Source organism: Aeromonas sp. 102P (genome assembly GCF_051920345.1).
GTDB classification, from domain to species: Bacteria; Pseudomonadota; Gammaproteobacteria; order Enterobacterales; family Aeromonadaceae; genus Aeromonas; species Aeromonas veronii.
Genome location: NZ_JBQBCZ010000001.1, coordinates 3,386,370 through 3,409,484 on the forward strand (window position 1 = coordinate 3,386,370; position 23,115 = coordinate 3,409,484).

The 23,115-nt window shown below is 55.5% G+C and carries 23 protein-coding genes and 1 other RNA gene; 14 read left to right on the top strand and 10 right to left on the bottom strand.

Translation table 11 applies throughout. From position 1 onward, the window contains the following. Positions 1-83 precede the first annotated feature (83 nt). Positions 84-1,181: a glycine cleavage system aminomethyltransferase GcvT gene (gcvT, locus tag ACTG1K_RS15825; protein ID WP_440005983.1), complete on the bottom strand. Its 1,098-nt coding sequence runs from the start codon at positions 1,179-1,181 to the stop codon at positions 84-86. Here gcvT and ACTG1K_RS15830 point away from each other — a divergent pair. After that, a complete protein-coding gene (locus ACTG1K_RS15830; protein WP_033138042.1) occupies positions 1,158-1,385 on the top strand; it encodes a hypothetical protein in 228 nt (75 codons plus the stop codon). The genes gcvT and ACTG1K_RS15830 overlap by 24 nt on opposite strands. Before the next feature lie 212 nt (positions 1,386-1,597). Here ACTG1K_RS15830 and ACTG1K_RS15835 read toward each other — a convergent pair whose 3' ends face one another. The 3 genes from ACTG1K_RS15835 to ACTG1K_RS15845 all read right to left on the bottom strand — a co-directional run bounded on the left by ACTG1K_RS15835 (position 1,598) and on the right by ACTG1K_RS15845 (position 4,973). Next, a complete protein-coding gene (locus tag ACTG1K_RS15835) occupies positions 1,598-2,866 on the bottom strand; it encodes an FAD-dependent 2-octaprenylphenol hydroxylase (protein WP_440005985.1) in 1,269 nt (422 codons plus the stop codon). Positions 2,867-3,002: 136 nt separating this feature from the next. After that, on the bottom strand, positions 3,003-4,226 hold the full coding sequence (gene ubiH, locus ACTG1K_RS15840; RefSeq protein WP_440005987.1) for a 2-octaprenyl-6-methoxyphenyl hydroxylase: 1,224 nt from the start codon (positions 4,224-4,226) through the stop codon (positions 3,003-3,005). A 177-nt stretch (positions 4,227-4,403) separates the two neighbouring features. Then, positions 4,404-4,973, bottom strand: coding sequence for a UPF0149 family protein (locus ACTG1K_RS15845; protein WP_160882024.1), 570 nt, complete (start codon positions 4,971-4,973; stop codon positions 4,404-4,406). Between the two features lie 173 nt (positions 4,974-5,146). On the opposite strand from ACTG1K_RS15845, the gene zapA reads away from it, so the two are divergent. Both zapA and ssrS read left to right on the top strand, forming a co-directional pair. Further along, the gene (gene zapA, locus ACTG1K_RS15850) at positions 5,147-5,479 is read left to right on the top strand and encodes a cell division protein ZapA (protein WP_005333910.1); all 333 of its coding nucleotides are present in this window, start codon (positions 5,147-5,149) and stop codon (positions 5,477-5,479) included. Between the two features lie 16 nt (positions 5,480-5,495). Then, positions 5,496-5,677, top strand: a non-coding RNA gene (gene ssrS / locus ACTG1K_RS15855) — 6S RNA. A 182-nt stretch (positions 5,678-5,859) separates the two neighbouring features. Here ssrS and emrD read toward each other — a convergent pair. The 3 genes from emrD to ACTG1K_RS15870 all read right to left on the bottom strand — a co-directional run bounded on the left by emrD (position 5,860) and on the right by ACTG1K_RS15870 (position 8,605). Then, positions 5,860-7,056, bottom strand: a complete 1,197-nt coding sequence (emrD, locus tag ACTG1K_RS15860; protein WP_440005989.1) for a multidrug efflux MFS transporter EmrD — start codon at positions 7,054-7,056, stop codon at positions 5,860-5,862. A 262-nt stretch (positions 7,057-7,318) separates the two neighbouring features. After that, a complete protein-coding gene (locus ACTG1K_RS15865) occupies positions 7,319-7,981 on the bottom strand; it encodes a glutathione S-transferase family protein (RefSeq protein WP_005333923.1) in 663 nt (220 codons plus the stop codon). Positions 7,982-8,149: 168 nt separating this feature from the next. After that, on the bottom strand, positions 8,150-8,605 hold the full coding sequence (locus ACTG1K_RS15870; RefSeq protein ID WP_005352991.1) for a hypothetical protein: 456 nt from the start codon (positions 8,603-8,605) through the stop codon (positions 8,150-8,152). A gap of 199 nt (positions 8,606-8,804) precedes the next feature. On the opposite strand from ACTG1K_RS15870, the gene suhB reads away from it, so the two are divergent. Next, a complete protein-coding gene (gene suhB / locus ACTG1K_RS15875) occupies positions 8,805-9,608 on the top strand; it encodes an inositol-1-monophosphatase (RefSeq protein WP_005352992.1) in 804 nt (267 codons plus the stop codon). A gap of 408 nt (positions 9,609-10,016) precedes the next feature. Here suhB and ACTG1K_RS15880 read toward each other — a convergent pair whose 3' ends face one another. Continuing rightward, on the bottom strand, positions 10,017-11,648 hold the full coding sequence (locus ACTG1K_RS15880; protein WP_160881958.1) for a methyl-accepting chemotaxis protein: 1,632 nt from the start codon (positions 11,646-11,648) through the stop codon (positions 10,017-10,019). Between the two features lie 338 nt (positions 11,649-11,986). On the opposite strand from ACTG1K_RS15880, the gene ACTG1K_RS15885 reads away from it, so the two are divergent. From ACTG1K_RS15885 to ACTG1K_RS15925, 9 genes are all read left to right on the top strand, one after another. Then, the gene (locus ACTG1K_RS15885) at positions 11,987-12,919 is read left to right on the top strand and encodes a ZIP family metal transporter (protein ID WP_111899764.1); all 933 of its coding nucleotides are present in this window, start codon (positions 11,987-11,989) and stop codon (positions 12,917-12,919) included. A gap of 168 nt (positions 12,920-13,087) precedes the next feature. Further along, positions 13,088-13,780 (top strand): 5'-methylthioadenosine/S-adenosylhomocysteine nucleosidase, encoded by a 693-nt coding sequence (gene mtnN, locus ACTG1K_RS15890; protein WP_440005992.1) that lies wholly within the window; start codon positions 13,088-13,090, stop codon positions 13,778-13,780. Continuing rightward, positions 13,777-14,739: a cobalamin biosynthesis protein CobD/CbiB gene (locus ACTG1K_RS15895; protein WP_425854362.1), complete on the top strand. Its 963-nt coding sequence runs from the start codon at positions 13,777-13,779 to the stop codon at positions 14,737-14,739. Before mtnN ends, ACTG1K_RS15895 begins: the two co-directional genes overlap by 4 nt. Further along, positions 14,732-15,565 carry a cobalamin-binding protein gene (locus tag ACTG1K_RS15900; RefSeq protein WP_259587095.1) on the top strand — a complete coding sequence of 278 codons (834 nt, stop codon included), beginning with the start codon at positions 14,732-14,734 and terminating at the stop codon, positions 15,563-15,565. Before ACTG1K_RS15895 ends, ACTG1K_RS15900 begins: the two co-directional genes overlap by 8 nt. Positions 15,566-15,670: 105 nt before the next feature. Continuing rightward, the gene (gene pseB / locus ACTG1K_RS15905; protein WP_259587092.1) at positions 15,671-16,675 is read left to right on the top strand and encodes a UDP-N-acetylglucosamine 4,6-dehydratase (inverting); all 1,005 of its coding nucleotides are present in this window, start codon (positions 15,671-15,673) and stop codon (positions 16,673-16,675) included. Next, the gene (gene pseC, locus ACTG1K_RS15910) at positions 16,672-17,814 is read left to right on the top strand and encodes a UDP-4-amino-4,6-dideoxy-N-acetyl-beta-L-altrosamine transaminase (protein WP_259587078.1); all 1,143 of its coding nucleotides are present in this window, start codon (positions 16,672-16,674) and stop codon (positions 17,812-17,814) included. Before pseB ends, pseC begins: the two co-directional genes overlap by 4 nt. After that, entirely contained in the window at positions 17,805-18,650 is an 846-nt protein-coding gene (locus ACTG1K_RS15915; protein WP_106843016.1) for an aldo/keto reductase, read from the top strand. Before pseC ends, ACTG1K_RS15915 begins: the two co-directional genes overlap by 10 nt. Next, a complete protein-coding gene (locus ACTG1K_RS15920; RefSeq protein WP_259587061.1) occupies positions 18,647-19,402 on the top strand; it encodes a glycosyltransferase family protein in 756 nt (251 codons plus the stop codon). Before ACTG1K_RS15915 ends, ACTG1K_RS15920 begins: the two co-directional genes overlap by 4 nt. After that, positions 19,399-20,688, top strand: a complete 1,290-nt coding sequence (locus ACTG1K_RS15925; RefSeq protein WP_259587058.1) for an aminotransferase class III-fold pyridoxal phosphate-dependent enzyme — start codon at positions 19,399-19,401, stop codon at positions 20,686-20,688. Before ACTG1K_RS15920 ends, ACTG1K_RS15925 begins: the two co-directional genes overlap by 4 nt. 150 nt (positions 20,689-20,838) lie before the next feature. Here the strand turns inward: ACTG1K_RS15925 and ACTG1K_RS15930 are convergent, their stop codons facing one another. Together ACTG1K_RS15930 and ACTG1K_RS15935 are read right to left on the bottom strand one after the other, a co-directional pair. After that, positions 20,839-21,477: an HAD family hydrolase gene (locus ACTG1K_RS15930; protein WP_422840628.1), complete on the bottom strand. Its 639-nt coding sequence runs from the start codon at positions 21,475-21,477 to the stop codon at positions 20,839-20,841. A gap of 20 nt (positions 21,478-21,497) precedes the next feature. After that, positions 21,498-22,328 (bottom strand): class I SAM-dependent methyltransferase, encoded by an 831-nt coding sequence (locus ACTG1K_RS15935; RefSeq protein ID WP_259587051.1) that lies wholly within the window; start codon positions 22,326-22,328, stop codon positions 21,498-21,500. Positions 22,329-22,394: 66 nt separating this feature from the next. On the opposite strand from ACTG1K_RS15935, the gene ACTG1K_RS15940 reads away from it, so the two are divergent. Further along, positions 22,395-23,108, top strand: coding sequence for a hypothetical protein (locus tag ACTG1K_RS15940; protein WP_259587048.1), 714 nt, complete (start codon positions 22,395-22,397; stop codon positions 23,106-23,108). Positions 23,109-23,115 lie beyond the last annotated feature (7 nt).

Here is a 23,115-nt window from a genome sequence, read left to right on the forward strand (position 1 = left end):
TGCTTCCTTTGATCTTTGAGTCGCGTTTAAAAACGAATATGAAAAGGGATGGGGGGGAGGCACAGCCCTCCCCCAAGACGATGTTAAACCAGCTTCTGGCCGTTACGGACGAAAGCGGGCTTGGTGACCTTCACGGTGACCAGCTTCTTGCGGATCTCCACCTCGGCCAGCTCACCGATATCACGGGGCACCCGCGCCAGGGCAATACTGTAGCCCAGGGTGGGGGAGAAAGAGCCGGAGGTGATCACACCTTCCCGCTTCTCACCATTTGCCGCGGTGAAGGTGACCGGCATACCGGCACGCAGCACCCCTTTATCTTCCATCACCAGACCCACCAGCTTGGGCTGGTTGCCCGCCGCTTTCTGTGCTTCCAGCGCAGCGCGGCCGATAAAGTTGCGATCGCTCGGCTCCCAGGCGATGGTCCAGGCCATGTTGGCGGCGAGTGGAGAGATTGACTCATCCATATCCTGACCATAGAGGTTCATGCCCGCTTCGAGGCGCAGGGTATCGCGAGCACCGAGACCACAGGGGGCGACGCCATTATCCAGCAGCGCTTGCCACAGCTCGCAGGCTTTCTCTTGCGGCACCACGATTTCATAACCATCTTCGCCGGTGTAGCCGGTAGTGGCGATAAAGAGATCGCCAGCCTGCACGCCGAAGAAGGGTTTCATCCCCACCACGGCAGTGCGCTGGGCAGCGCTCAGCACGGCAGCTGCCTTGACCTTGGCGTTGGGGCCCTGCACCGCGATCATTGCAAGCTCCGGACGCTCGGTCACGGTGACGTCGAAATCGATGGCGTGATGGCGGATCCAGGCCAGATCTTTTTCGCGGGTGGCGGAGTTGACCACCAGCCGGTAGAAGGTATCGGTCAAGTAATAGGTGATGAGGTCATCGATCACGCCGCCTTCCGGATTGAGCATGCCGCTGTAGAGGGCCTTGCCGGAGACGGTGAGTTTGGCCACGTCGTTGGCCAGCAGGTGTTGCAGAAAGGCTTTGACCCGTTCGCCGGTCAAATCGACGATGGTCATGTGGGAGACATCGAACATACCGGCATCGCTGCGCACCGCGTGGTGCTCTTCCAGCTGGGAGCCGTAGTTGATGGGCATTTCCCAACCGTGGAAGTCCACCATCTTGGCGCCGGCTTCCAGGTGTTTGGGATGCAGTACAGTAGTCTGGATCATCGCATTCTTTCCTTAGCAAAAAGCCTTTTCGCTTTAGCGACCACCCTTGCGACCCGTGCCACCGCTCTGACTGCACTGCGCGCAGCAAAAAGCGACCGGATCCAAAAGTGTGTGCTCGCTCCTGCCCTTGCCAGGCAAGAGGGATTCCTTGAACGGAGCGGATTATATGACAAGCAGGCGAGCGTGCCGCTCAAAAAAAACTAATCCCCTCCCGTAAAACTGACTCCAGACACTAAGATAAATACAGTGATAAAAACAGCCATAAGCCGACTCAGGCGAGATTAAATTTTGATTTTTACCGTTTCGTCACAATTTACAGAAAAACGTTTCGCTCCAGAGCAAAATTAAAGGCTGACACCCAAAACGGGTCATCAGCCTTGTCGGATTACTTTTGTTGCCAAAAACAGCGGGTAATATTAGTTTTTTTCACCCTTGGCCTGCATGGCACGGCCCTTGGTCGCCGCCACAGCCCAGTCAGGACGGGCCAGTGCGGGCAACTCGCCCTCCAGCCCCATGGCGGCGCGGATCACCCCCTCCTTGAAGGGCGTCAGCAGATTGGCCGCGCGCAACCCCACGCCCCGCACCAGCTTCTTGAGCGGGTTGGCGCCGCTGAACAGCCGCTTGAGCCCTTCCATTGCAGCGAGCATGCGAGCCGCCTCGCTCTTGCGCCAGCGCTCGTAGCTGCGCAGGTTGGCGAGCAGGCCGATATCCTCGCCAGCGGCATGGTTCTGCAAGATCTGCTCCCCCAGCGCGGCGGCATCCAGCAGGCCGAGGTTGACCCCCTGCCCCGCCAGCGGATGGATGGTATGAGCGGCATCCCCCACCAGCACCAGCCGCTCGCGGGCAAAGTCGCGGGCATAGCGAGCGGTGAGCGGAATGGCGCTGCGCGGCCCCCCCACCTTGCACAGACCGAGGCGGGCATCGAAGGCGGTGGTGAGCTGACGGTTGAACTGCTCGTCATCGCAGGCGCAGAGCGCCTCGGCGCGGGCCGCAGGCAGCGACCAGACGATGGAGCAGAGGTTCTCCTGCCACAGCGGCAAAAAGGCGAGCGGGCCATCCGGGGTGAAGATCTGGCGAGCCACCGCCTCGTGGGGTTCGGCGCAGCGCACCGTTGCCACCAGCGCATGGTGGCCGTAATCCCAGCTGGTGAGCGGGATATCGGCCTGACGGCGTACCCAGGAGTGGGCGCCATCGGCGGCCACCACCAGTCTGGCCGAGATGGCCTGACCATCTTCCAGCAGCAGCAAGGCGCCCGCCGGTCCGCTCTGCAGGCTCTTGGCTCTGGCGGGGGTCAGCAGCTGGATATTGCTGGCACCTTCAATCGCCTCAAGCAGCGCCAGCTGGATCACCCGATTCTCGACGATGTGGCCGAGGTTGGCCTGACGCAGGCTGGCGGCATCGAAGTCGATATGGCCAAAACTGTCCTGCTCCCACACCGCCATCTTGTCGTAGGCCTGCAGGCGGCGCGCTTCAATGCCGTCCCAGGCGCCGACATGGCGCAGGATCTGCTGGCTGGCCAGACTCAGGGCGCTGACCCGGTTATCGGCCACCTCCCCCAGCTGCGGGTCGGGCAGTTGCCCCTCCACCACCAGCACCTTGAGGGCGCTATGTTTCAGGGCCGCAGCGAGCCCCAACCCCACCATGCCGCCACCGACAATCACCACATCCACATTTTGCATCTGCATCATCTCATCCTCTCAGGGCTGACCGGCTGGCCAGCGAGGGGATGCCCGCAGGCATCGCCTCTTTATTCAATAGGTTTTGCTCAACGAATAGCGGTCACCATCTTCCGGTCAACAGGTTCCACTCAACAAGTGCTGGCTAGTTGCCGCACACATCAGCGACAAAGCCCAGGGTGCGCGAGGCAAGCGGCGCCTTGAGGCAAGGGAGCCGCCCCATCAGGGTGAGCGCCAGATTGCGCCCCGCCACCAGCGGATCGTGACCATTGGAGAAGAGCTGGGCCAGCGAGGAGGTGAGCCAGACGGTCTGCACCTGATCGCGCTGACGCTGCTGCCAGTAGCCATTCAGTACCTTGAAGCTGCCAATATCCTCCCCCTCTGCCAACGCCTTGGCTACGGCGCCGGTAAGCAGGTCCAGATCCCGCATCCCGAGGTTGAAGCCCTGTCCGGCAATCGGGTGCAGGGCGTGGGCGGCATTACCGACCAGCACGGTGCGCTGGGCCAGCGGGTAATCGCAGGCAGTCAGAATGAGCGGATAGACGTGACGCACACCGCATCGCTCGAAGCGACCAAGCCGCCAGCCAAAGGCCTGCTGCAGACGGGTGAGAAACGCCGCCTCATCGAGGGCCATCAGCTCATCCACCTCATGCTGCCCGACGCTCCACACCAGCGAGGAGAGTCCCTCCTGCATCGGCAACATGGCCAGCGGCCCCCCTTCGGTAAAGCGCTCGAAGGCGCGTCCCTCAGGGTCTTGCGCCGTTTTGACCGTGGCGATGATGGCGTGCTGCTCAAAGTCGTGGCGGATCACCGGCAACTTGAAGTGCTGACGCACAAAGGAGTTGCCGCCGTCTGCCGCCACCAGCAGGCGGGTCTCAATCTGTTCACCGCTCTCGAGGGTGAGGGTCACCTTCTCCTCATCGGGCACAATCTCGCTCACCCGTGCCGGACAACAGACCCGGATATTGGGCGAGGCCGCCATCGCCCGTTGCAGCTCATGACCGGCAGCTGCAAGCTCGATCACCTGGCCCAGCGCGGGCAGACCGTATTCAGCGGCCGACAGGCGAGCCTGACCGAAGTGGCCCCGATCCGAGACATGAATCTGGGTAATGGGGGCGCAATGGGGGGCAAACAGCGGCCAGAGTCCGCGTCGCAACAGCGCATCACAGGTACCGGCCGAAAGCGCAATGGCGCGGGCGTCGAACCCTGAATGGGTGTGCTGTTCGGGGACGCTTGCCTCCAGCAGCAGGATCTCGAGGGGGGAGCCATCGGATCGAAGCAGGGCTGCCAGCGAGAGGGCCAGCACGGCACCGCTCATTCCACCGCCGACCAGGGTGACATCGACCTGTCGCACATCAGATTGAGACATAAGCAGAGAGGAAGAAGTGAAAAAGGTGGCCTCATGCTATCACAAAGCCGCTGGCCGAATGCGAGGTCACCGGCAAAAAACCGGTTGCGCCTCACAGGGTTAGCTACCACAAGGGAATAAAAAAGAGCGCCATCAGGCGCTCTTGCAGATTCAGTAAGGGTCTCGTTGACCCGCACCTCAATGAAGGGTCGGCGGCGCGCTCGGGGCATCGGGGCGCTTGCCAAACTCTTCGAAGGCCATCATGACCCCCAGTTTGACGTGTTCGTAGAGCACCAGGAAGGAGGCTTCGTTCTCGTCATCTTCCTGATCGAACTCGGCGGAGACCTGAGTGATGCTGGCGATATCCTGGATCATCTCCTGCAGCTCTTCCGACGCGCGGGAGAGCTCCTGCTGCACCACGCCAAAACCGGCCAGAAATGCCTGTGACCAATCCACCAGTGAATCGATGCGCTCGTCGAGGGGAGCATCATCGCTTGGCAGCAGCAGCTCGACGCCCTTCTGGGCCATCAGGCTCTCGACCACATTGTGATAAAGATCGGTCATCACCTGGCGCACCGGGGCCGGCAGGCCGAAACCGTCGTTCACCAGATCGTTGAAATGGGGCAGCCAACTCTTGTCGTCCAGTGCCACACCGCCGCACACCAGACCGCAGATCACACCATGGGCCTCTACTGCGCTGGCCATCAGCTCATGTTGTTCCATGATGTCGGCCACTGCCGCATATTTAAGGGGGTTCGTTTTGCTCATCGAGGATCCGCTCAAAGTTCAGTCAAATTTGCAGAATTAATGGTCAGGATCCTAGCATTCTCCCTCTTGCAGAGCCAGCAAGGCCTTGAAACTTATGCATCTGCGCTATATAGTCCCGCCCAGTTGTCCACGTGGATAAAGGCGGAAATCAGCTCCGCCGTATTGAGGAAGGCATGAGCACAGAGGCCGTAGAAATCGTCATTTTGGGACGTCCCTACAAGGTATCCTGTCCCTTGGGACAGCAGGATGCCCTGCGCCAGGCCGCCGAGCAGCTGACCGACAAGTTGATCGACCTGCGTCAACGCTCCAAAGTCTCCAGCAACGAGCAATTGGCTATCATGGCGGCGCTCAATTTCTGTCATGAGCTCTGCCTTGAAAAAGAGAAGAACCACCAATACTCTGAGACCATGGACAAGCGGATCAAGATGCTGCAGCGCACCATCGAAGCGGCCCTGATCGAGCACGGACAATATGGTGATTCCAGCGAAGAGGGGCAGCAGCCCTAATCGCAAACCGTTTTAAAATTCCCTGGGATGTTTGTCAGCCGGTTCAAGTCCCCGAGCCGATATTCATACCAAACAGGGGATCTGCCTTCTGGCTATTGCGCATGCTCGGCACGACCGAGAAGCCTGCGGTCAGATCCGATCCCCGCCTTGAACCGACGGTTCAAGGGCCCAAACCGGCAACGGCATCTCGGGGTACCAACAGCAAAAGCCCGTCACCAGCGTGACGGGCTTTTTCTTTGTCTGTGTCCCGTCCTGAATATGGTTTACACCTTTCCGCCCAATAAATGGAGAACCCGATGGGACAAGGTGTGAAACGGACACTGCCATAACGACAAAGCCCGCCAAACAGGCGGGCTTTGTTTTGCAACTGGCAAGCAAATTTAGATGGCCATCTGCTCGTGCGGCGAGCCGTGGTGGCGCAGCCAGACAAAACTCAGCGCCACGATCAGCACCATCAGGGTCATGATGGCACCCAGCGTCACCTGACCGGTCATCGGGAAACCGGCCGCCAGCAGGGTCACCACACCGGCCCCCAGATTCTGCATCCCGCCGAGAATGGCCCCCGCGGTGCCGGCCTGACCCGGGAAGGGCTCGATGGCACAGGAAGTGGCGGTCGGGTAGAGAATGCCACTACCGATGAAGTAGACAGCCGCACCACCGACCAGCGAGGCGGCACTCACCACCCCGAACAGCCCCGGCACAAGAATGATGAGGGAGCCGAGCGCCAGAAAGGCGATGCCAAGACGCATCAGTTTGCCCTGAGTCAAACGGAAGCTCAGCTTGGCAGAGAGCCAGGCACCGAACAGATAGCCGGGCAGCGGCAGCACGAACAGCACGCTCACGGTACGGGCGCTCAGTTTCAGCACATCGCCCAGCAGCACACCGGCCGCAGCCTCGAACACTGCCAAACCGGCAAAGGTTGCCATCAGGCAGAGCAGGTTGCCCTGAAACTTGGGGTTGCCCAGCACGTGGCGATAGGCCGCACCGACGCGCAGCGGCTGACGGGCAGCAGCAGGCAGGGTCTCACCAAACCAGGCCATGATCGCCAGGGTGGCTACGGCACCAAAACCGAACAGGAACCAGTAACCGGCGCGCCAGTTGAACAGCTCGGTCAGCCATCCCCCCAGCACCGGTGCCAGCAGCGGGGAGAAGATCACCCCCATGCTCACCAGACTGTTGGCGCGGTTGAGCTCGGCGCCGTTGTAGCGATCGCGCATCACGGTACGGCTCATGGCGCCACCGGCACCGGTACCCAGCCCCTGAATAAAGCTACCCACTAGCAGGGCGGCAAAATGGGAGATGACCTGAATGATCAGGGTGCCCACCAGAAACACCATCATGCCGACGATCAGCACCGGGCGACGGCCGATACGATCCGACAACGGCCCATAGACAAACTGGGAGAGGCCATAGGGGATCAGGTAACAGGCCATCACCGCCTGCAACTGGCCCGAGGCCACATTGAAGTCCCCCGCCATCATGGGAATGGAGGGAACATAAAGGGTCTGGGTCATCTGGCCCACAGCGACCATCAGAATGGTCAATAAAAACAACGGATAAAAACTGTGCCGATCCATATCAGTCCCAAAAAATCGAAAAAATGCTGCCGCCCCTCTGGCACAAAATGGCCCAGAGGAATCTGATCACAGAGGCTGTGATGCACTCAAAAACAATGTTGGAAACAGTAGGCGGGGAGCCCGCCAAGCCACCGCACAGGACGTTTGGTGGTATGGGGGCATCATAGTGATTCAGCTCACAGAAAACGAACGAATCTTTATAATCGGCTTGCCTTAGTTTTTCTAATACTACGGGGCAATACGCCCCGTCTGCGGTTCAAAATCAACGTGTTACCATCTGTTGTGCCTGCTTGATCAGCTCATCCGGCTGCTCTTTGCGCGGCGGTATGGTGATCCCCTTCTGGCAGGCAGGCTTCTCGGCCATCCGATCCATCCAGGCTTGCAGATGGGGTAACCCCTCGATGGAGATGCCGCTCCAGTCATAAATCCGCACCCAGGGCCAGGTGGCGATATCGGCGATGCTGTACTCGTCCGCCAGATATTCGTGATGAGCCAGATGGCTGTCGAGCACCTCGAACAGGCGGCGCCCCTCCTTCTGGTAGCGTTCGATGGCGGCGGGGATCTTCTCGGGGAAATAGCGGTAGAAGACGTTGGCCTGCCCCATCATGGGTCCTACCCCGCCCATCTGGAACATCAGCCACTGGATGGCCTGAGAGCGTCGTTTAGGATCGGCCGGCAACAATTTGCCTGCTTTCTCCGCCAGATAGATGAGGATGGCGCCCGACTCGAATACGGCAAAATCGTCGTTATCCCGATCGACGATAGCCGGAATGCGGCCATTTGGGTTGATGGCAAGAAACTCGGGCTTCTTCTGATCCAGTGCCGACAAATCGAGGGGAATGACCCGATAGGGCAAACCCAGCTCTTCGAGAGCGATCGCCACTTTGAAACCATTGGGGGTCGCGGCGGTGTAAAAATCGATCATGATTCACTCCTTGTTGGTCATAGCCAGATTGCACAGTTTTAACAGGGTGCAACACCATAGCCACCTCATCTTGCAACAAGTGACCGGCTCCAGACCATTAAAAAGCGGCGCACCATAGGCCAAATAAGGCCACGGTGCGCCGCTGGTGCGCTCTGGCAATGGTAGATATTAGTTGATCACGGCGACCGGCTTGCGCTGGCGCAGCATGATCAGGCGGGAAAGCAGCGGGAAGTAGGACTCCAGCTTGCGCAACAGCACCCGGCTGCAGGCAGGCTCGGCCAGCTCCGACTCATCCAGCACGATGCCGTTTGAGACAAAATAGAAACGGGGGTCACGCACATCCGGCCCGCAGACCGTCAGCTCCTTGTCCCCCTTGCGGATCAGCAGCGGCAAGACCGGCAAACCGATCGTCTCATCCTCTCCCCGGGCAAATCCGGCATCCTGCCAGGGCGCATCACCGTCGATCAGCAGGATCGCCGCCTCCGTCTTGGCCGGTTGCCACTGGGCCAGGGGGGTCACGGTGATGTGGGCAAAGTGATCACCATACTCGGGTGATGACCGCAAGATGGCCAACAGTCCCTCGCTGGCCGCTGACACGTTCTGACTCACTAATGACAAATTCATGGTTCACATCCCTATGCTCATGACAGCCTGTATCCGGCTGCTGGGATAAGACTAGCGCAGATCTGGTCTATATTGGAGCCGTCAAATCTGGCAGTGGTAATCAATTGGTCGTAGGGGGATAACAGTTGCCATCGCACAAAATACTGGTATCATACCGCGTCCTTTTATCCCCCGTTCTTTAACATCCAGTGGTGAACCTATGCATCCGATGCTGAATATCGCCGTGCGCGCTGCGCGCAACGCCGGTCAAGTTGTAGTAAAAGCCTTCTCCCAGCCCGAGAACATTGAGGCTATCCAAAAAGGCAGCAATGACTTCGTGACCAACGTTGACCGTGAAGCCGAAGCGGCCATCATTCACACCATCAAAAAATCTTACCCGGAGCACAGCATTGTTGCTGAAGAGTCTGGTGAGATTGCCGGTACCAATCCGGACTACCAATGGATCATTGACCCACTGGATGGCACGACCAACCTTGTCAAAGGCATTCCGCACTTTGCCGTTTCCATCGCCCTGCGCGTAAAAGGCAAAACCGAACAAGCCGTTGTTTACGATCCCATCCGTGACGAGCTGTTTACTGCTACCCGTGGTAGCGGCGCCCAGCTGAACGGCTACCGTATCCGTGTCGGCAAAGCCAAAGAGCTGGCTGGCACCGTACTGGCTACCGGTTTCCCCTACAAACAAAAGCACCACATCGAGTCCTACCTGAAGATGTTCCAGAGCATGTTCATCGAATGTGCCGACATCCGTCGCTCCGGCTCTGCCGCACTGGATCTGGCCTACGTGGCTGCCGGTCGCGTCGACGGTTTCTGGGAAATCGGCCTCAAGCCCTGGGACACCGCTGCCGGTGAACTGCTGGCCAAAGAAGCTGGTGCCATCGTCACCGACTTCGTAGGTGGTCACAACTACGAAAACTCCGGCAACATCGTGGTTGCCAACCCGCGCGTCCTGAAAGAGATGCTGGGCAAGATCCGTGAAGAACTGCCGGAGTCTCTGGCCAAATAAGGCAGCTCCCCAGCCTTCACCAATATAAAAAACCGGCGCAAGCCGGTTTTTTTATTGCTGCGATATGCCCTGTCAGGCCACACCAGCTCACTGCTTATTCTCTCCTCCCCGCAGCGGGCACACCATCAGCTCGCCCCGTTCCCCATCCCCAAAACAGTTCGTCGCCCTTCTCTCGTTAGCAAATACGCCTTAACCAACCTTCTTGAATATCACCGCGCACAGGCCGGGATAATTATCTGCCCCCCCCTGTTTGCCCTGACCTTCATCCTCTTGCGAAGAACCCCAACCATCTGGCCTCGTACCCATCGCCAGATAAAAAAACACCCGGCACATGGCCGGGTGTCGTGAGGGCAGGCAAAGCGCCCCGACGTTTATGAATAAAGAGGCCGGAGCACTCCAGCCCCCTTATCAGGCGAGACGGAAGCGACCGATGGTCTGCTTCAGACCCACCGCCAGCTGGCTCAGCTCCAGACACGCGCGGGCAGTATGATCCGCCCCCTGCGCCACCTCATTGGCGGATTCGTTGATCCGCTCAACATTGCGACCCAGCTCATCAGACACCGCATCCTGCTCACCACAGGCGCTGGCAATCTGGATCGCCATATCGGCGATCTGCGCCACCGCCTCTTCAATCTGCTGGATACCGGTACCGGTCTGCTCACTTTGGGTGACGCACTGGCGGATCATGTCACAGCTCAGTCCGGTCACCTCTTTCGCCTGATTGGCGCGAGACTGCAGGGTTTCGATGATGGCGACGATCTCGCCGGTAGAGGCCTGGGTGCGGCCCGCCAGGGTGCGGACCTCATCGGCAACCACCGCAAAGCCTCGGCCCTGTTCACCGGCACGGGCTGCCTCGATGGCGGCATTGAGAGCCAGCAGATTGGTCTGATCGGCAATGCTGCGAATGACATCGACCACTACGTTGATCTGGGCGGATTCACGCTCCAGTTCGGCCACCAGCGTGCCAGCCTGCTCAATCTCTTCCGCCACACGGGTGATCGCCACCAGCGAACGCTGCACATCCTGATTACCTTTGCGGGCTAAGGTATTAGCCGCACTGGCAGATTCAGAAGTGTGCTCTGTATTGCCCGCCACATCAGCAACGGTCGCTTTCATCTGGGTCATGGCCGTCGCCACCAGCGAAATCTCTTGCTGCTGGCTCTGAATACCCTTGGCAGACTGTTCGGAAACCGCACTTACTTCGTCAATCGCCGCCCCCAACTGGGTAACCGCAGCCACCACCTCTTCAATCAGACCACGCAGGTTGTCCTGCATCTTGAGGGAAGCTTTGGCCAGCATGCCCAGCTCGTCACGGCCGATATGCTGACGCTCCAGCTGATGAGTCAGATCGCCGGCGGCAATGGCGTTGGCCTGAGCCACTACCGCTTGCAGCGGCAAGCAGATCTGGCGGGTCAGGAACCAGGTCATCACCACCATGAACACCAGCAGAGCACCAATGCTCACCATGGCGAAAGTGGTCACCATGCTGACGCTGCCAAGCAAGCTGCTGCGGTTTTCCTTCACAAAACCGAGGTTCACATCGATCAGAGCATTAACTGCCCGCTCCAGAGATCCAAAAGCCGCATTCGAGGCAAATAACTGTGCCTTGGCCTGCTCTTGTTGTCCTTGTACCAGCAGTTGATCAAACTCGTTCACTGCACCTTGGTAATTGAGCCACTGTTGTTTAGCCTGATTAAACACCTGACGCTCATGATCAGCACCGACAGTCGCCTCATAGGCGTGAAATGCGTTGTCTACTTTCTGGATATTCTGCTGGATCCGGCTGCGGCGAGCTTGCAGATCAGCGGCATCGTTCACCATCAGCAAGGCGAACTGGGCACGACGGACATAGGAGACATCATAGAGCAGGGTTTCAACCGACAGGACACTCGGCAGTGTAGAGTCGGTAAAGTTCAGCACCCGATCACGCACACCGCGCAATTCGCTGGAGAGAAAAACACCGAAGAGAACGTTGACTGCGGCAATGACCGCAAAAACCACGGCAATCTTTTTGCCGATGGAGAGATTCTTGTAAAACATAGTGGCGGGTGATCCTCTACTGCTGACAGGCGAATGGAGTGTGGCGATCACGTCCCTATGAGCAAATCCCCGGACCTTCCTGACGGGAAAGAATGCAGAACACCGGGAAGATAGGGTTCCGCAAAGGCGCGCACTCTAGCACAAAGCGACCACACCCTCATTTTTCTTTAAAAATTAAAAGCAACTTAAAAAAACCAACAATCGAAGCCGGATCACAAAAAACTTCATATTCACCTGACGCCATTTTCTCGATAGTGGCAATCGCCTTGCAGGCATGGACAAGGGGCGGCCAAGTGGATGTAATGCCACCATCCACTTTGCACACTCGAGGTCATGCCATGGACCATCTCTCAGCTCTCCCCCCGTTATCCTGGTCACAGCAACTGCGCAGCCAGATGCAAAGTCGCCCACTCACTGCTCTCGGCCTCTTTATCGCGCTGGCTGCCGTCTTGTTGCTGCTGTTGCAAAGTCTCATCATGCTCGCTACCGGCGAGGTAACCAGCGGCGTGCGCTATGGCCTTGTCGGTGGTGCCGCCGGATTTGCCGCCACCGCCATCGGCGCCCTGCCCGCTCTGTTCCTGCGAGCGGTGCCGCAAAAGGTAGAGGACACCATGCTGGGCTTTGCCGCCGGCATGATGCTGGCGGCCAGTGCCTTCTCCCTGCTGCTGCCGGGGCTGGAGGCCGCCGAGGGGATTACCGGCAACGGCTTTAGCGCCGCCGCCGTGGTGGTGGTCGGCATGACCCTCGGGGTGCTGTTGATGCTGGGACTGGATCAGTTCACCCCCCACGAGCATGACAAGACCGGCCCCTGCGGCCCCGGCCATGAGAGCTGCTCCCGGGTCTGGCTGTTCGTCTTTGCCATCGCCCTGCACAACCTGCCGGAGGGGATGGCCATCGGGGTCAGCTTCTCGCAGGGGGATATGTCGGTGGGGCTGCCGCTTACCACTGCCATCGCACTGCAGGATATTCCGGAAGGATTGGCGGTGGCGCTGGCCATGTGCGCCGCCGGTTTTCGCCCCTCGGTGGCGGTGCTGGTCGCCATCGCCAGCGGCCTGCTCGAACCGGTTGGCGCCCTGCTCGGGGTGGGGCTCTCCAGCGGCCTGGCCATCGCCTACCCCATCGGGCTTGGGCTCGCCGCCGGCGCCATGCTGTTTGTGGTCTCGCACGAGGTAATTCCGGAGACTCACCGCAACGGTCACCAGACCTATGCCACCCTCGGCCTGATGGCAGGCTTTGCCCTGATGATGACCCTCGATACCGCGCTCGGCTAAAGGCCCTCGCCGCGCCTCATCAATGCTTTTTGTCACCCGCGGCGCTCCCATATGGAGCGCCGCGTTTCATCTCTCCTTTCGCTTGCGCCTCTCGGCGCCGACGCCATCTTTTGTTATGATCTACAGCAACTTAAATTCAGCCACACGGCTATCAAGACGAGGTCAGCAATGAAAGTAGGTATTATCGGCGCCATGGAGCAAGAAGTAGCCCTGCTGCGCAGCCAGATGAGTAACCCCACCACCCTGCAACTGGGCGGCTGCGAGTTTTATCAAGGGATGCTGGCAGGCAAAGAGGTGATCCTGACCCGCTCCGGTATCGGTAAGGTCGCCGCCAGCGTGGCCACCAGCTTGCTGCTGGAAAAGTTTTCCCCCGACTGCGTCATCAATACCGGCTCTGCGGGCGGCTTTGCCCAGGACCTGCATATCGGTGATGTGGTGATCGCCAGCGAGATGCGTTTCCACGATGTCGACGTGACCGCTTTTGGTTACGAGATGGGCCAGATGGCGCAGCAACCTGCCGCCTTCCCCTGCGACGAGAAGCTCATCGCGGTCGCTCAGGATTGCATCGCCGAGCAGGGTAAGCACCAGACCAAGGTCGGCCTTATCTGCACCGGCGATCAGTTCATGTGCAAACCGGACGCCATCGCCAAGGCTCGCGCCGACTTCCCGCAGATGCTGGCGGTCGAGATGGAAGGTGCCGCGCTCGGTCAGGTGTGCCACATGTTCAAGGTGCCCTATCTGGTGGTACGCGCCATGTCCGATATCGCCGGCAAGGAACAGGTTGAATCCTTCGATGCCTTTATCGAAGTGGCCGGCAAGCACTCCGCCGAAGTGATCATCAAGATGCTCGGCAAGCTGTGATCGAGACCGGCTCGCTTGATTTGATGGCCGACGCCCTCCTTTCGACGACGGCGGCCATTCTGGTAGGTGCTGCTCTGCTGGAGGCGGTGATCCCGTGGCCATCCCATCTGCGTCTTTCGGCCGTCACGCCCCTGCTGACCCGGCTGGGGCACAAGGTACACAGACCCGATGGTTCACCCGGCCAGCAAATGCAGGCCGGACTGCTGGCAATGCTGGTAGTCTGGCTCCCCTGCGCCGCCGGGCTCTGGTCGCTGCGCAATCTGGCCCTGAGCGAGCCGATCTTCGACCTGCTGTTCCTGCTGCTGATGCTCGAATCCCGTCCACTGCGCGAACTCGCCCATGCCACCCGCTCGCTCGCCACGCAGGAGACCCTGCCGCTGGCGAGATTGCAGGCGACTCCCTGGCTCAAGCGGGAGACCGGTAAACTCTCGACCATGGGGCTCGCCAAAGCGGTGACGGAGAGCTGCGCCCTGCGTCTGGTGGGCCAATGGGCTGGCCCGCTGCTGGGGTATGCCCTCGCCGGGGTACAGGGTGCCCTGCTCTGGCGGTTGGTACAGCTGATGAGCCAGGGCTGGAGCATGAAGGATCCCGCGTTTGGCTATTTTGGCCGAGCTGCCAGCGCCCTCTATCAGGGGCTCAATGCCTCCGTCATTTTGCTGCTGGGGCTGCCACTGCTGGCAAGCCGTCTCAAACAGGCCGCACAGCTGGTGCGCAATGGTGCGCTCTGGCCCTATCCCACCATCGGGATGCTGTTGACGCTACTTGCTGACAAGTGCCGGATCCGCCTTGGCGGCCCCCGCTACTATCAGGGAACCTTGCAACGCTGGTCGATACTTGGCAGCGGTGATGACCCCGACGGTGAGTCACCGCGCAAGGTGCTCAATATTCTGCAAGGAATTGGCTGGGGCTGGTTGATGCTCGCGCTGCTTGTCACTGTGGCAGGGTTATTTCATGGTTAGATGGTTGCGATTGCCTATCTGGCTGCCCTGCGTGTTGCTTGCCTGGTTGCCCGCTGCGCTGCAGGCCGCCACTCCGAGCCGGGTGGTGAGCGTAGTACCCCATCTTACCGAGCTGCTTTATGACATCGGTGCCGGTGACAAGCTGGTGGCCATCGACGATGCCTCCGACTATCCCGCAGAGGTGAAAAACAAGCCCAAGGTGGCCAATTATCGCAGCATCAATGTCGAGGCTGTGCTGGCGCAAAAACCGGACCTGATTCTGGGCTGGCGATCGGCCCAGTCACGTATGCTGGCACCGCTGGAGCAGCTGGGTATCCCGGTTTTCTACTCGGAGCCCACCGATTTTGCCTCGCTGGCCATAGAGATGCGGGCTCTCGGCAAATTGCTGGGGGTGGAAAAGAGTGCCAACGAAGCCGCCGATCGCTATCTGGCACGCCTGCATTCCCTGCAACAGCGCTATGGCCAACCAACCGGCGTCAAGGTGTTCTACCAGCTCTGGTACCCGCCGCTCACCAGCGTGAGCGGTAACGCCTGGCCTGCGCAGGCCATCGAACTCTGCGGCGGAGTCAACGTCATGGCGAATGCCAAGACTCCTTACCCTCAAGTGGACATGGAACAGGTGATCAGAGCCAATCCATCGCTGATCCTGGCAGGGAGTCAAGATCCTGACGCTCTGCATCACTGGCTGAAGTGGCCTAATCTCGACGCGGTGCAGCATCAGCGACTCGATTTGATCAACTCGGATGAGCTGCACCGATTCACCCCGAGAGCCCTCAATGCAGTGGAGCAGGTTTGCCAAGCTATTACCCAACCCAACAGCAAGTAGCCAAAAAACAGCCATTCAGATCACGCCTGCCAATATACGTCTGCAAATGGCATAAAAAGTGCTTTAGAATTCTATAGATACCAATTTTCATCATGGGACACCGTCATGTTTAATGGAAAAACAATCCTGGTTACCGGTGGCACCGGGTCATTTGGCAAAAAGTTTATTGCAACCGTGCTCTCCCGTTACCAGCCTGCACGACTGATCGTCTACTCCCGTGATGAACTCAAGCAGTTTGAAATGCAGCAGCGTTTCAATGATCCCTGCATGCGTTACTTTATCGGCGATGTGCGCGATGGAGAACGCCTTGATATGGCGATGCGCGATGTCGATTTCGTGGTACATGCTGCAGCGCTCAAACAAGTACCGGCCGCTGAATACAACCCGATGGAATGCATCAAAACCAACATTGGGGGTGCCGAAAACGTCATCAAGGCTGCCATCAATAATGGCGTTTCAAAGGTGATCGCACTCTCCACGGACAAGGCCGCCAACCCGATCAACCTTTATGGTGCAAGTAAACTCTGCTCTGACAAGCTCTTTGTCGCCGCCAACAATATGGCAGGCAAGAATCCCACCATCTTCTCGGTCGTGCGTTATGGCAACGTGGTCGGCTCACGGGGCTCGGTCGTACCCTTCTTCGACAATCTGATCAAGAGCGGCGCCAATACGCTTCCCATCACCCATCCTGAGATGACCCGCTTTTGGCTGACACTGCAGCAAGGGGTGGATTTTGTGTTGCACAATTTCAAGCGCATGCGTGGCGGAGAGTTGTTCGTACCTAAAATACCTTCGGTCAGGATCACCGATCTTGCTACTGCTATGGCCCCGTCGCTCAAGCAGGAGATTATCGGTATTCGTCCCGGAGAGAAGCTCCACGAGGTAATGTGCCCGGCAGACGACTCTTTCCACACCTATGAGTTCAGCGACTACTACGTGATTGCCCCCAGCATCAGCTTCACCAGCCGCAACAATGATTTCAGCATTAATGCTCTGGGCGAAACAGCCACGCTGGTTACTCCAGGTTTTGAATACAATTCTCTAAATAATCAGCATTTTCTGTCGATAGCTGAACTACAGAGCATGAACCAGCAGGTGTTGTCCGAATGATCCCTTATGGACGCCAATCGATCAGCGATGCCGATATAGAAGCCGTCGTTGCCGTACTGAAATCTGATTATCTGACCCAAGGCCAAGCTGTTCCCGCTTTCGAACAAGGACTGGCCGATTACTGCCAAGTGCCGCATGTGGTTGCTTGCAGTAACGGCACCACTGCGCTTCATCTGGCCTGCGCAGTTCTGGATATTGGCGCCAAAGATACAGTTTGGGTTTCTGCGGTCAGTTTTGTTGCCTCGGCGAACTGCGTTCGATACTGCAATGCCAACGTTGATTTTGTCGACGTTGACCCTGCTACCGGTAACCTCGATGTAGTGGCACTGGATAAGAAACTGCAGCAAGCTGTGCGCACCCACTCCCTTCCAAAAGCGCTGATTGCTGTACATCTGGCCGGACAGCCCTGCGATCTCGAAGAGATCGGTGCGCTCTGTCGCCAGTACGGAATCGTTCTGATCGAGGATGCCTGCCATGCACTGGGTGCCCACTATCAGGGGTCACCTATCGGTAGTTGCCGTCACAGCGATATGACGGTCTTCAGCTTTCATCCAGTCAAACCGATTACGACCGCAGAAGGAGGCGCCATCACCACCAAGGATCCGGTGCTGGCCGACCAATTGCGGCTATATCGCAGCCACGGGATAACTCGCGATCCGCAAGCGCTGTTCATGCCCTCTCCCGGAGAATGGTATTACGAGCAACAACTTCTGGGCTTCAACTATCGCTTGACCGACATTCAGGCGGCACTAGGGCTTAGTCAGTTGAGCCGTCTTGATCAGTTCATTACCCAGCGTCGTGAACTTGCCAGGCGATATGACGCGCTGTTATCCCTCTTGCCAGTCCAGCCGTTGCAGCAGAGTAATAATCGCCAGAGCGGTTATCACCTCTATGTCATTCAGGTGGCTGAACGCGATCAGGTGTTTGCCCGCCTGCGTGTTGCCGGCATTGGCGTCAACGTTCACTATATTCCTATCCCAGCCCAGCCCTACTACCGTGGGCTGGGACATGACCCAGCAGACTATCCGGGCGCACAAGCCTACTATCAGGGAGCAATCTCTCTTCCACTGTTCCCGGCTCTGACTCTTTCAGAGCAGCAACAGGTCGTAGATGCGCTGGAGCAGGCTCTATGCGGCTAGCTCTGGGCACAGTGCAATTCGGTCTGGATTACGGGATCAGCAATCACGACGGACAAGTCAGCGATGAGGAACTCGACGCGATCATTGCGTTAGCTCGTCAAGCAGGTATCGATACCCTGGATACGGCGCAAGCCTATGGCAATGCCGAGCAGAGGCTGGGGCAAAGAGATATCACCGACTTCACTCTCATCGACAAGCTGGCACCAGGGCTACTGCTGTCCGATGTTAAGGCCGCGCTCAACAACAGCTTGCATTGGCTGGGGCGAAAACGGCTCGATGGCTTGCTGCTGCACCGTAGCCAAGATGCCTCACCTGCCTTGTTCGAGTTACTCACCGATTTGCAGCAACAGGGCGCGATCGGAAAACTCGGGATCTCCGTCTACTCACCGGAGGAGCTCGATACCTGGAGCGCAGCTGGCTATCCTCTGGAACTGGTGCAATTACCTGCCAATTTGCTCGATCAACGCTTTTTACGCACTGGATGGCTCGACAAACTGGTAGATATGGGGTGTGAAATCCATGTTCGCTCGCTCTTTTTACAGGGCCTGTTATTGATGCAACCAGCGCAGCGACCTGACTATTTTCAGCGTTTCGCTACCGCACTTGAACGGTTTGACCACTGGCATCCCTCGGTGGCCCCGCTTGGCAGAGCCCTCTCCATCATGACAGCCCTACCACAGGTGAGCCGCTTTGTTGTCGGTGTTTGTCATGCCCAAGAGCTGGCCGCCATCGTTGCGGCCAGTCAAGTACAGCACGAGTGCTACGAGGCCGATATCGCACACCTGGCGTCTATGGAACAGGAACTTATCAACCCCGGACTCTGGAGAACACGATGATCTTGGGTATTCTGCAGGCCAGAACCAGTTCTTCCCGCCTGCCCAACAAGGTACTAAAGGAACTGCTGGGCGAACCCATGCTGGCAAGGCAGATTGAACGGTTGCAACAGAGCAAGCTACTGGACAAGCTGCTGGTTGCCACCAGCGATCAGTCTGAAGATCGCGCCATTGCCGAGCTGTGCGAGAGGTTGAATATCCCCTGTTTCTGCGGTCCTCTTGACGATGTGTTGCTGCGTTTCTATCTGGCGGCCCAACCCTACAGTCCGACCCATGTTGTGCGTCTCACCGGTGACTGCCCACTGGCTGATCCTATGGTAATAGACGAGCTGATAGCCCTCCATCTCTCGGGCATGTTCGACTACAGCAGCAACTGCGGCAATCCCAGTTATCCGGATGGGCTGGATGCCGAGATCATGAGTGGAGCGACTCTGGCAACCTTGCAGGAAAAGGCCGCCACGCAGACCGAGCGGGAACATGTCACCTATTACGTTCGCTGTCATTCCGAACAGTTTTCTATCGGCGAACTGCAGCGCTCGCCTTCGCTGGCCCACCTGCGCTGGACTGTCGATGAGCCTGCCGACTTTGAACTGGTAGAGCGAATTTATCAGGCTCTCTATCCTGCCAACCCAACCTTTACGACCGACGATATCCTCGCCCTGCTGGCGCAGCAGCCGGAATTGGCAACACTGAATACCCGGCACCAACGCAACGAAGGATTGGCTAATTCGCTAGCCAAGGAGAATCACATATGACCTCACGTTATCAACATTCACTTGCTCTCTCGGTTCGGGCGGAACAGAGCATTCCACTCGGCTCCCAAACCTTCTCCAAAAGCCGCCTCTGTTTTCCCTATGGCGCCGCCCCACTCTTTATCGAGCGCGGCAAAGGTGCACATGTCTGGGATGTAGATGGCAACGAGTATCTTGATTTCGCCAGCGGCCTGCTGGCCATCAGTCTTGGATATTGTGATCCGGATGTGAATGAAGCGGTAATGGAACAGCTCAATCTGGGCTCGATCTTCTCCCTTCCTCACCGGCTGGAAACCGAAGTCGCTGAACAGCTCATTGAGCTCATCCCCTGCGCCGAAATGGTTCGCTTTGGCAAAAACGGGACTGATGCCACCTCAGCCTGTATCAGGCTCTCCCGTGCGGTCACAGGCCGCGAGCGGGTAGCCGTTTGTGGCTACCACGGCTGGCAAGACTGGTATATAGGCTCGACAACCCGCCATTTGGGGGTCCCCGAGTGCGTGAGAGAGTTGACGCACAGATTTGACTACAACGATCTTGCCTCGCTGCAGCGTCTGCTGGAAGCTCACCCGGGCGAGTTTGCAGCCGTCATTCTGGAACCGATGAATGTAACCTGGCCAACCCCGGATTTTCTGCCCGGTCTACGTCAGCTCTGTGATGAACATGGTACGCTTCTTATCTTTGATGAAACAATTACCGGCTTTCGAAATCATCTTGGAGGGGCGCAAACTCTATTCGGAGTAACGCCAGACCTTGCAGCTTTTGGCAAGGGTATGGCGAATGGATTCCCGATATCTGCCGTCGTCGGGCGTAAGAAGTATATGAAGCGTATGGAAGACATTTTTTTCTCAGGAACTTTTGGCGGCGATGTTATTGCTTTAGCTGCAGCTAAGGCCGTCATCAAAAAAATGCGTCATTACGATATACCTGCTTGCCTAACAGAACGAGGACAATTTCTCCTTGATGGCTTGAACACCATATTAACTGATATAAAAGCACCAGAATGGATAAAAACTGCGGGACACCCTACATGGTGTTTTCTGTTAATCTCTGACTCTTACAATCACTCAAGTTGGTTATTGAAAAGCTATCTGATGCAAGAGTTATGTAAGCGAGGTATCCTGACACTAGGAAGTCATAACCTCAACTACTCTCATACCTACGCGGATATCAATCACATATTGAAAGTATATACTGAAATACTACCTGCGCTGATAGATCATGATAGTAAAATGACAATAGAAAAAAATCTTGACGGTGAGCCAATTCAACCTGTTTTTAAAGTTCGCTGACTAACAAAAATATCCATAAGTGCGCATACAACAATGATTTTATTCTATGCGCACTATTTAGTTAACTTGTATATGTTACATACCAGACTTCAATAATTACATTGAAATAATCCATTTATCCCTAAATATATCTACCACTCAAAACCACAATTACTTTTCACTAAATAATGAAATTGTCAAATCTGATAGAGAACGAATGCATTTAAAGTCATTCTTTTCTTGTGGAATATCCAACGAGTCTGTAAGTAAATAAGTAACTAGACCTGCCTGGAGAGCAGATGTAGCACCTTGGATAGAATCCTCCACCGCAACAACATTGCTAGGACACAACCGAGATTTTTTCAGTGCAAGCAGATATGGTTCAGGATGAGGCTTCCCATTACGAACATCTTCGCCATCGATAATTAAATAGAAGGTGTCCGTCAAGCCATTCAGAGCTAACCATGCCTCAACTCTACTTCTCTTATTCGATGTCACTATAACTAAACGATACGAATGCTTCACCGCCTCATGAATCAACTTTATCGCCCCTACACTAGGGGGAGAATTAATATATGATTCATCTATCAAATCATTATACTCAGCAAGCAATAATTGATTGCTTTCAGGTAAATTGCGCCACTTCTTTAGACAACGAACAACCTCGATTAAAGGAGGGCCATTTAACTTTTCAAATTCAATTTTAGACGCCGGTTCTCCCCTTCGAGACAGGAATAAAGAATAAACATGAAACATTGATTCCAAATTTTGAACCAATGTTCCATCAAAGTCAAAAAAAATCCCTTTCATGCATTTACCTTGACCAAACATTATTGTTTTTTATATAGATACAATCTGTTTTGGCCATAATCTCCTAACATTCCATAGTTATCTTCAGTTAGAGCACATGATAATTTTGCAGCAGCTTCAACCATGGGGTTTTCATAGTCGACTTTGCCACCATTAATCATGGGCAAAAGAACATAAAGAACGATATCATGCAATGTTGAGAAACAGCTGTTTTTAATTTCAACGAAACCCAACGATTTTAATTCATCATGAACCAGCTTTTCATTCATAAAGTGATTAAATTCCGCTGGTTCTCTCTCCTCAAGACCAACAAGTGTTCGCAAATGATTTTGTCTCGAGTAAGAGCCTATAGAATTTTCAAGCATCAAAAAATACCCACCTGATTTTATTTTTTCTGCTATATTAGCAATGGCTTTCATTTGCAGCGAGTCTGTATTTAGGTTTATCAAGCATCGAACAGTAAAAATTAAGTCGTATTTCTCAACCGGACATTCCAAATTGAGAACATTACCCACATAAAAACATATTGATTCATTATCGATTAGTTTGCTTTGCCTAAGTTGCTCCGCCGATATAATCATTTCTTCAATAAAATCTATCCCCTGGTATCTATAATTAGGAAAGACTTCATACAAAGAAAAAATATTGTGACCGTTGCCACAACCGATCTCCAAGATTCTCGAGTTAATTGGGAGCGACTCTTTCAAAGATGAAATGGCTTTTTTTAATTCAGCCAACTCGATTAGTTTTGCTGTTCCCGTTTTAGTGGTAGCCCGGAGCTCGGTGCCATAGGTAATAGCCCAATTTTTCCAATGCTCATGAATCTGAATCAAATCAAACTTATCTTTCATAAGTTTACCTCCATACATACTATCTGTTAAGATAGCATAAGATTCCACTTTAAGGGAAGATATAATATGCTAAGCGTGCATGAGCTTTCAGATAACGCAGTGCTTCTCATAGAAAAAGATCGAGCTAAACATGATGATGCACTGCTTACTATAGTCGATAAAATTTGGCGTGAAGCGCAAAGAAAGAACAGTCGCCTTTTCGATGGAAATATACTCTCTTGCATATCAGACTCATCAAACAAAATTACATCAGTCATCGATAATTACAAATTTTTCTTTTCAAAAAAAAGCCATCCGGGGCTTCTTGAAAAAATTCAAATAATGCCCATTGCAGTTTCTGGCATTCTGGAATGCAAAGATGGTTTTGTTTTTGGAAAACGAGCCAAATTCACAACCCAAGATGCAGAACTCTGGGAGTTAGTACCAAGTGGTGGGTTGGATGCGTCCATAACAAACAACCTGAATATATATGACTTCAAGCAACAATTGCTGACTGAGCTATATGAAGAAATGGGGATAAACCCAGATATGCTTCGCACAATAACTCCTTTTTGCTATGTTATTGACCATGAAGCATCTGTGCTAGATATTGGTATTTATATGTATAGCGATGCAAGCCAAGATACGATTAATCACTGCTTTACAACAGTCCGCTCTTTTGAGTATGAATCAATTATTTTTATCCCTAGGAGCATAATTATTGATTTCATTGCAATGGAAAGACAAAACATATCCTCTATTTCTGTTGCAATTATGGAATTTTTCTTAAAAAAAAGATAAATTAACA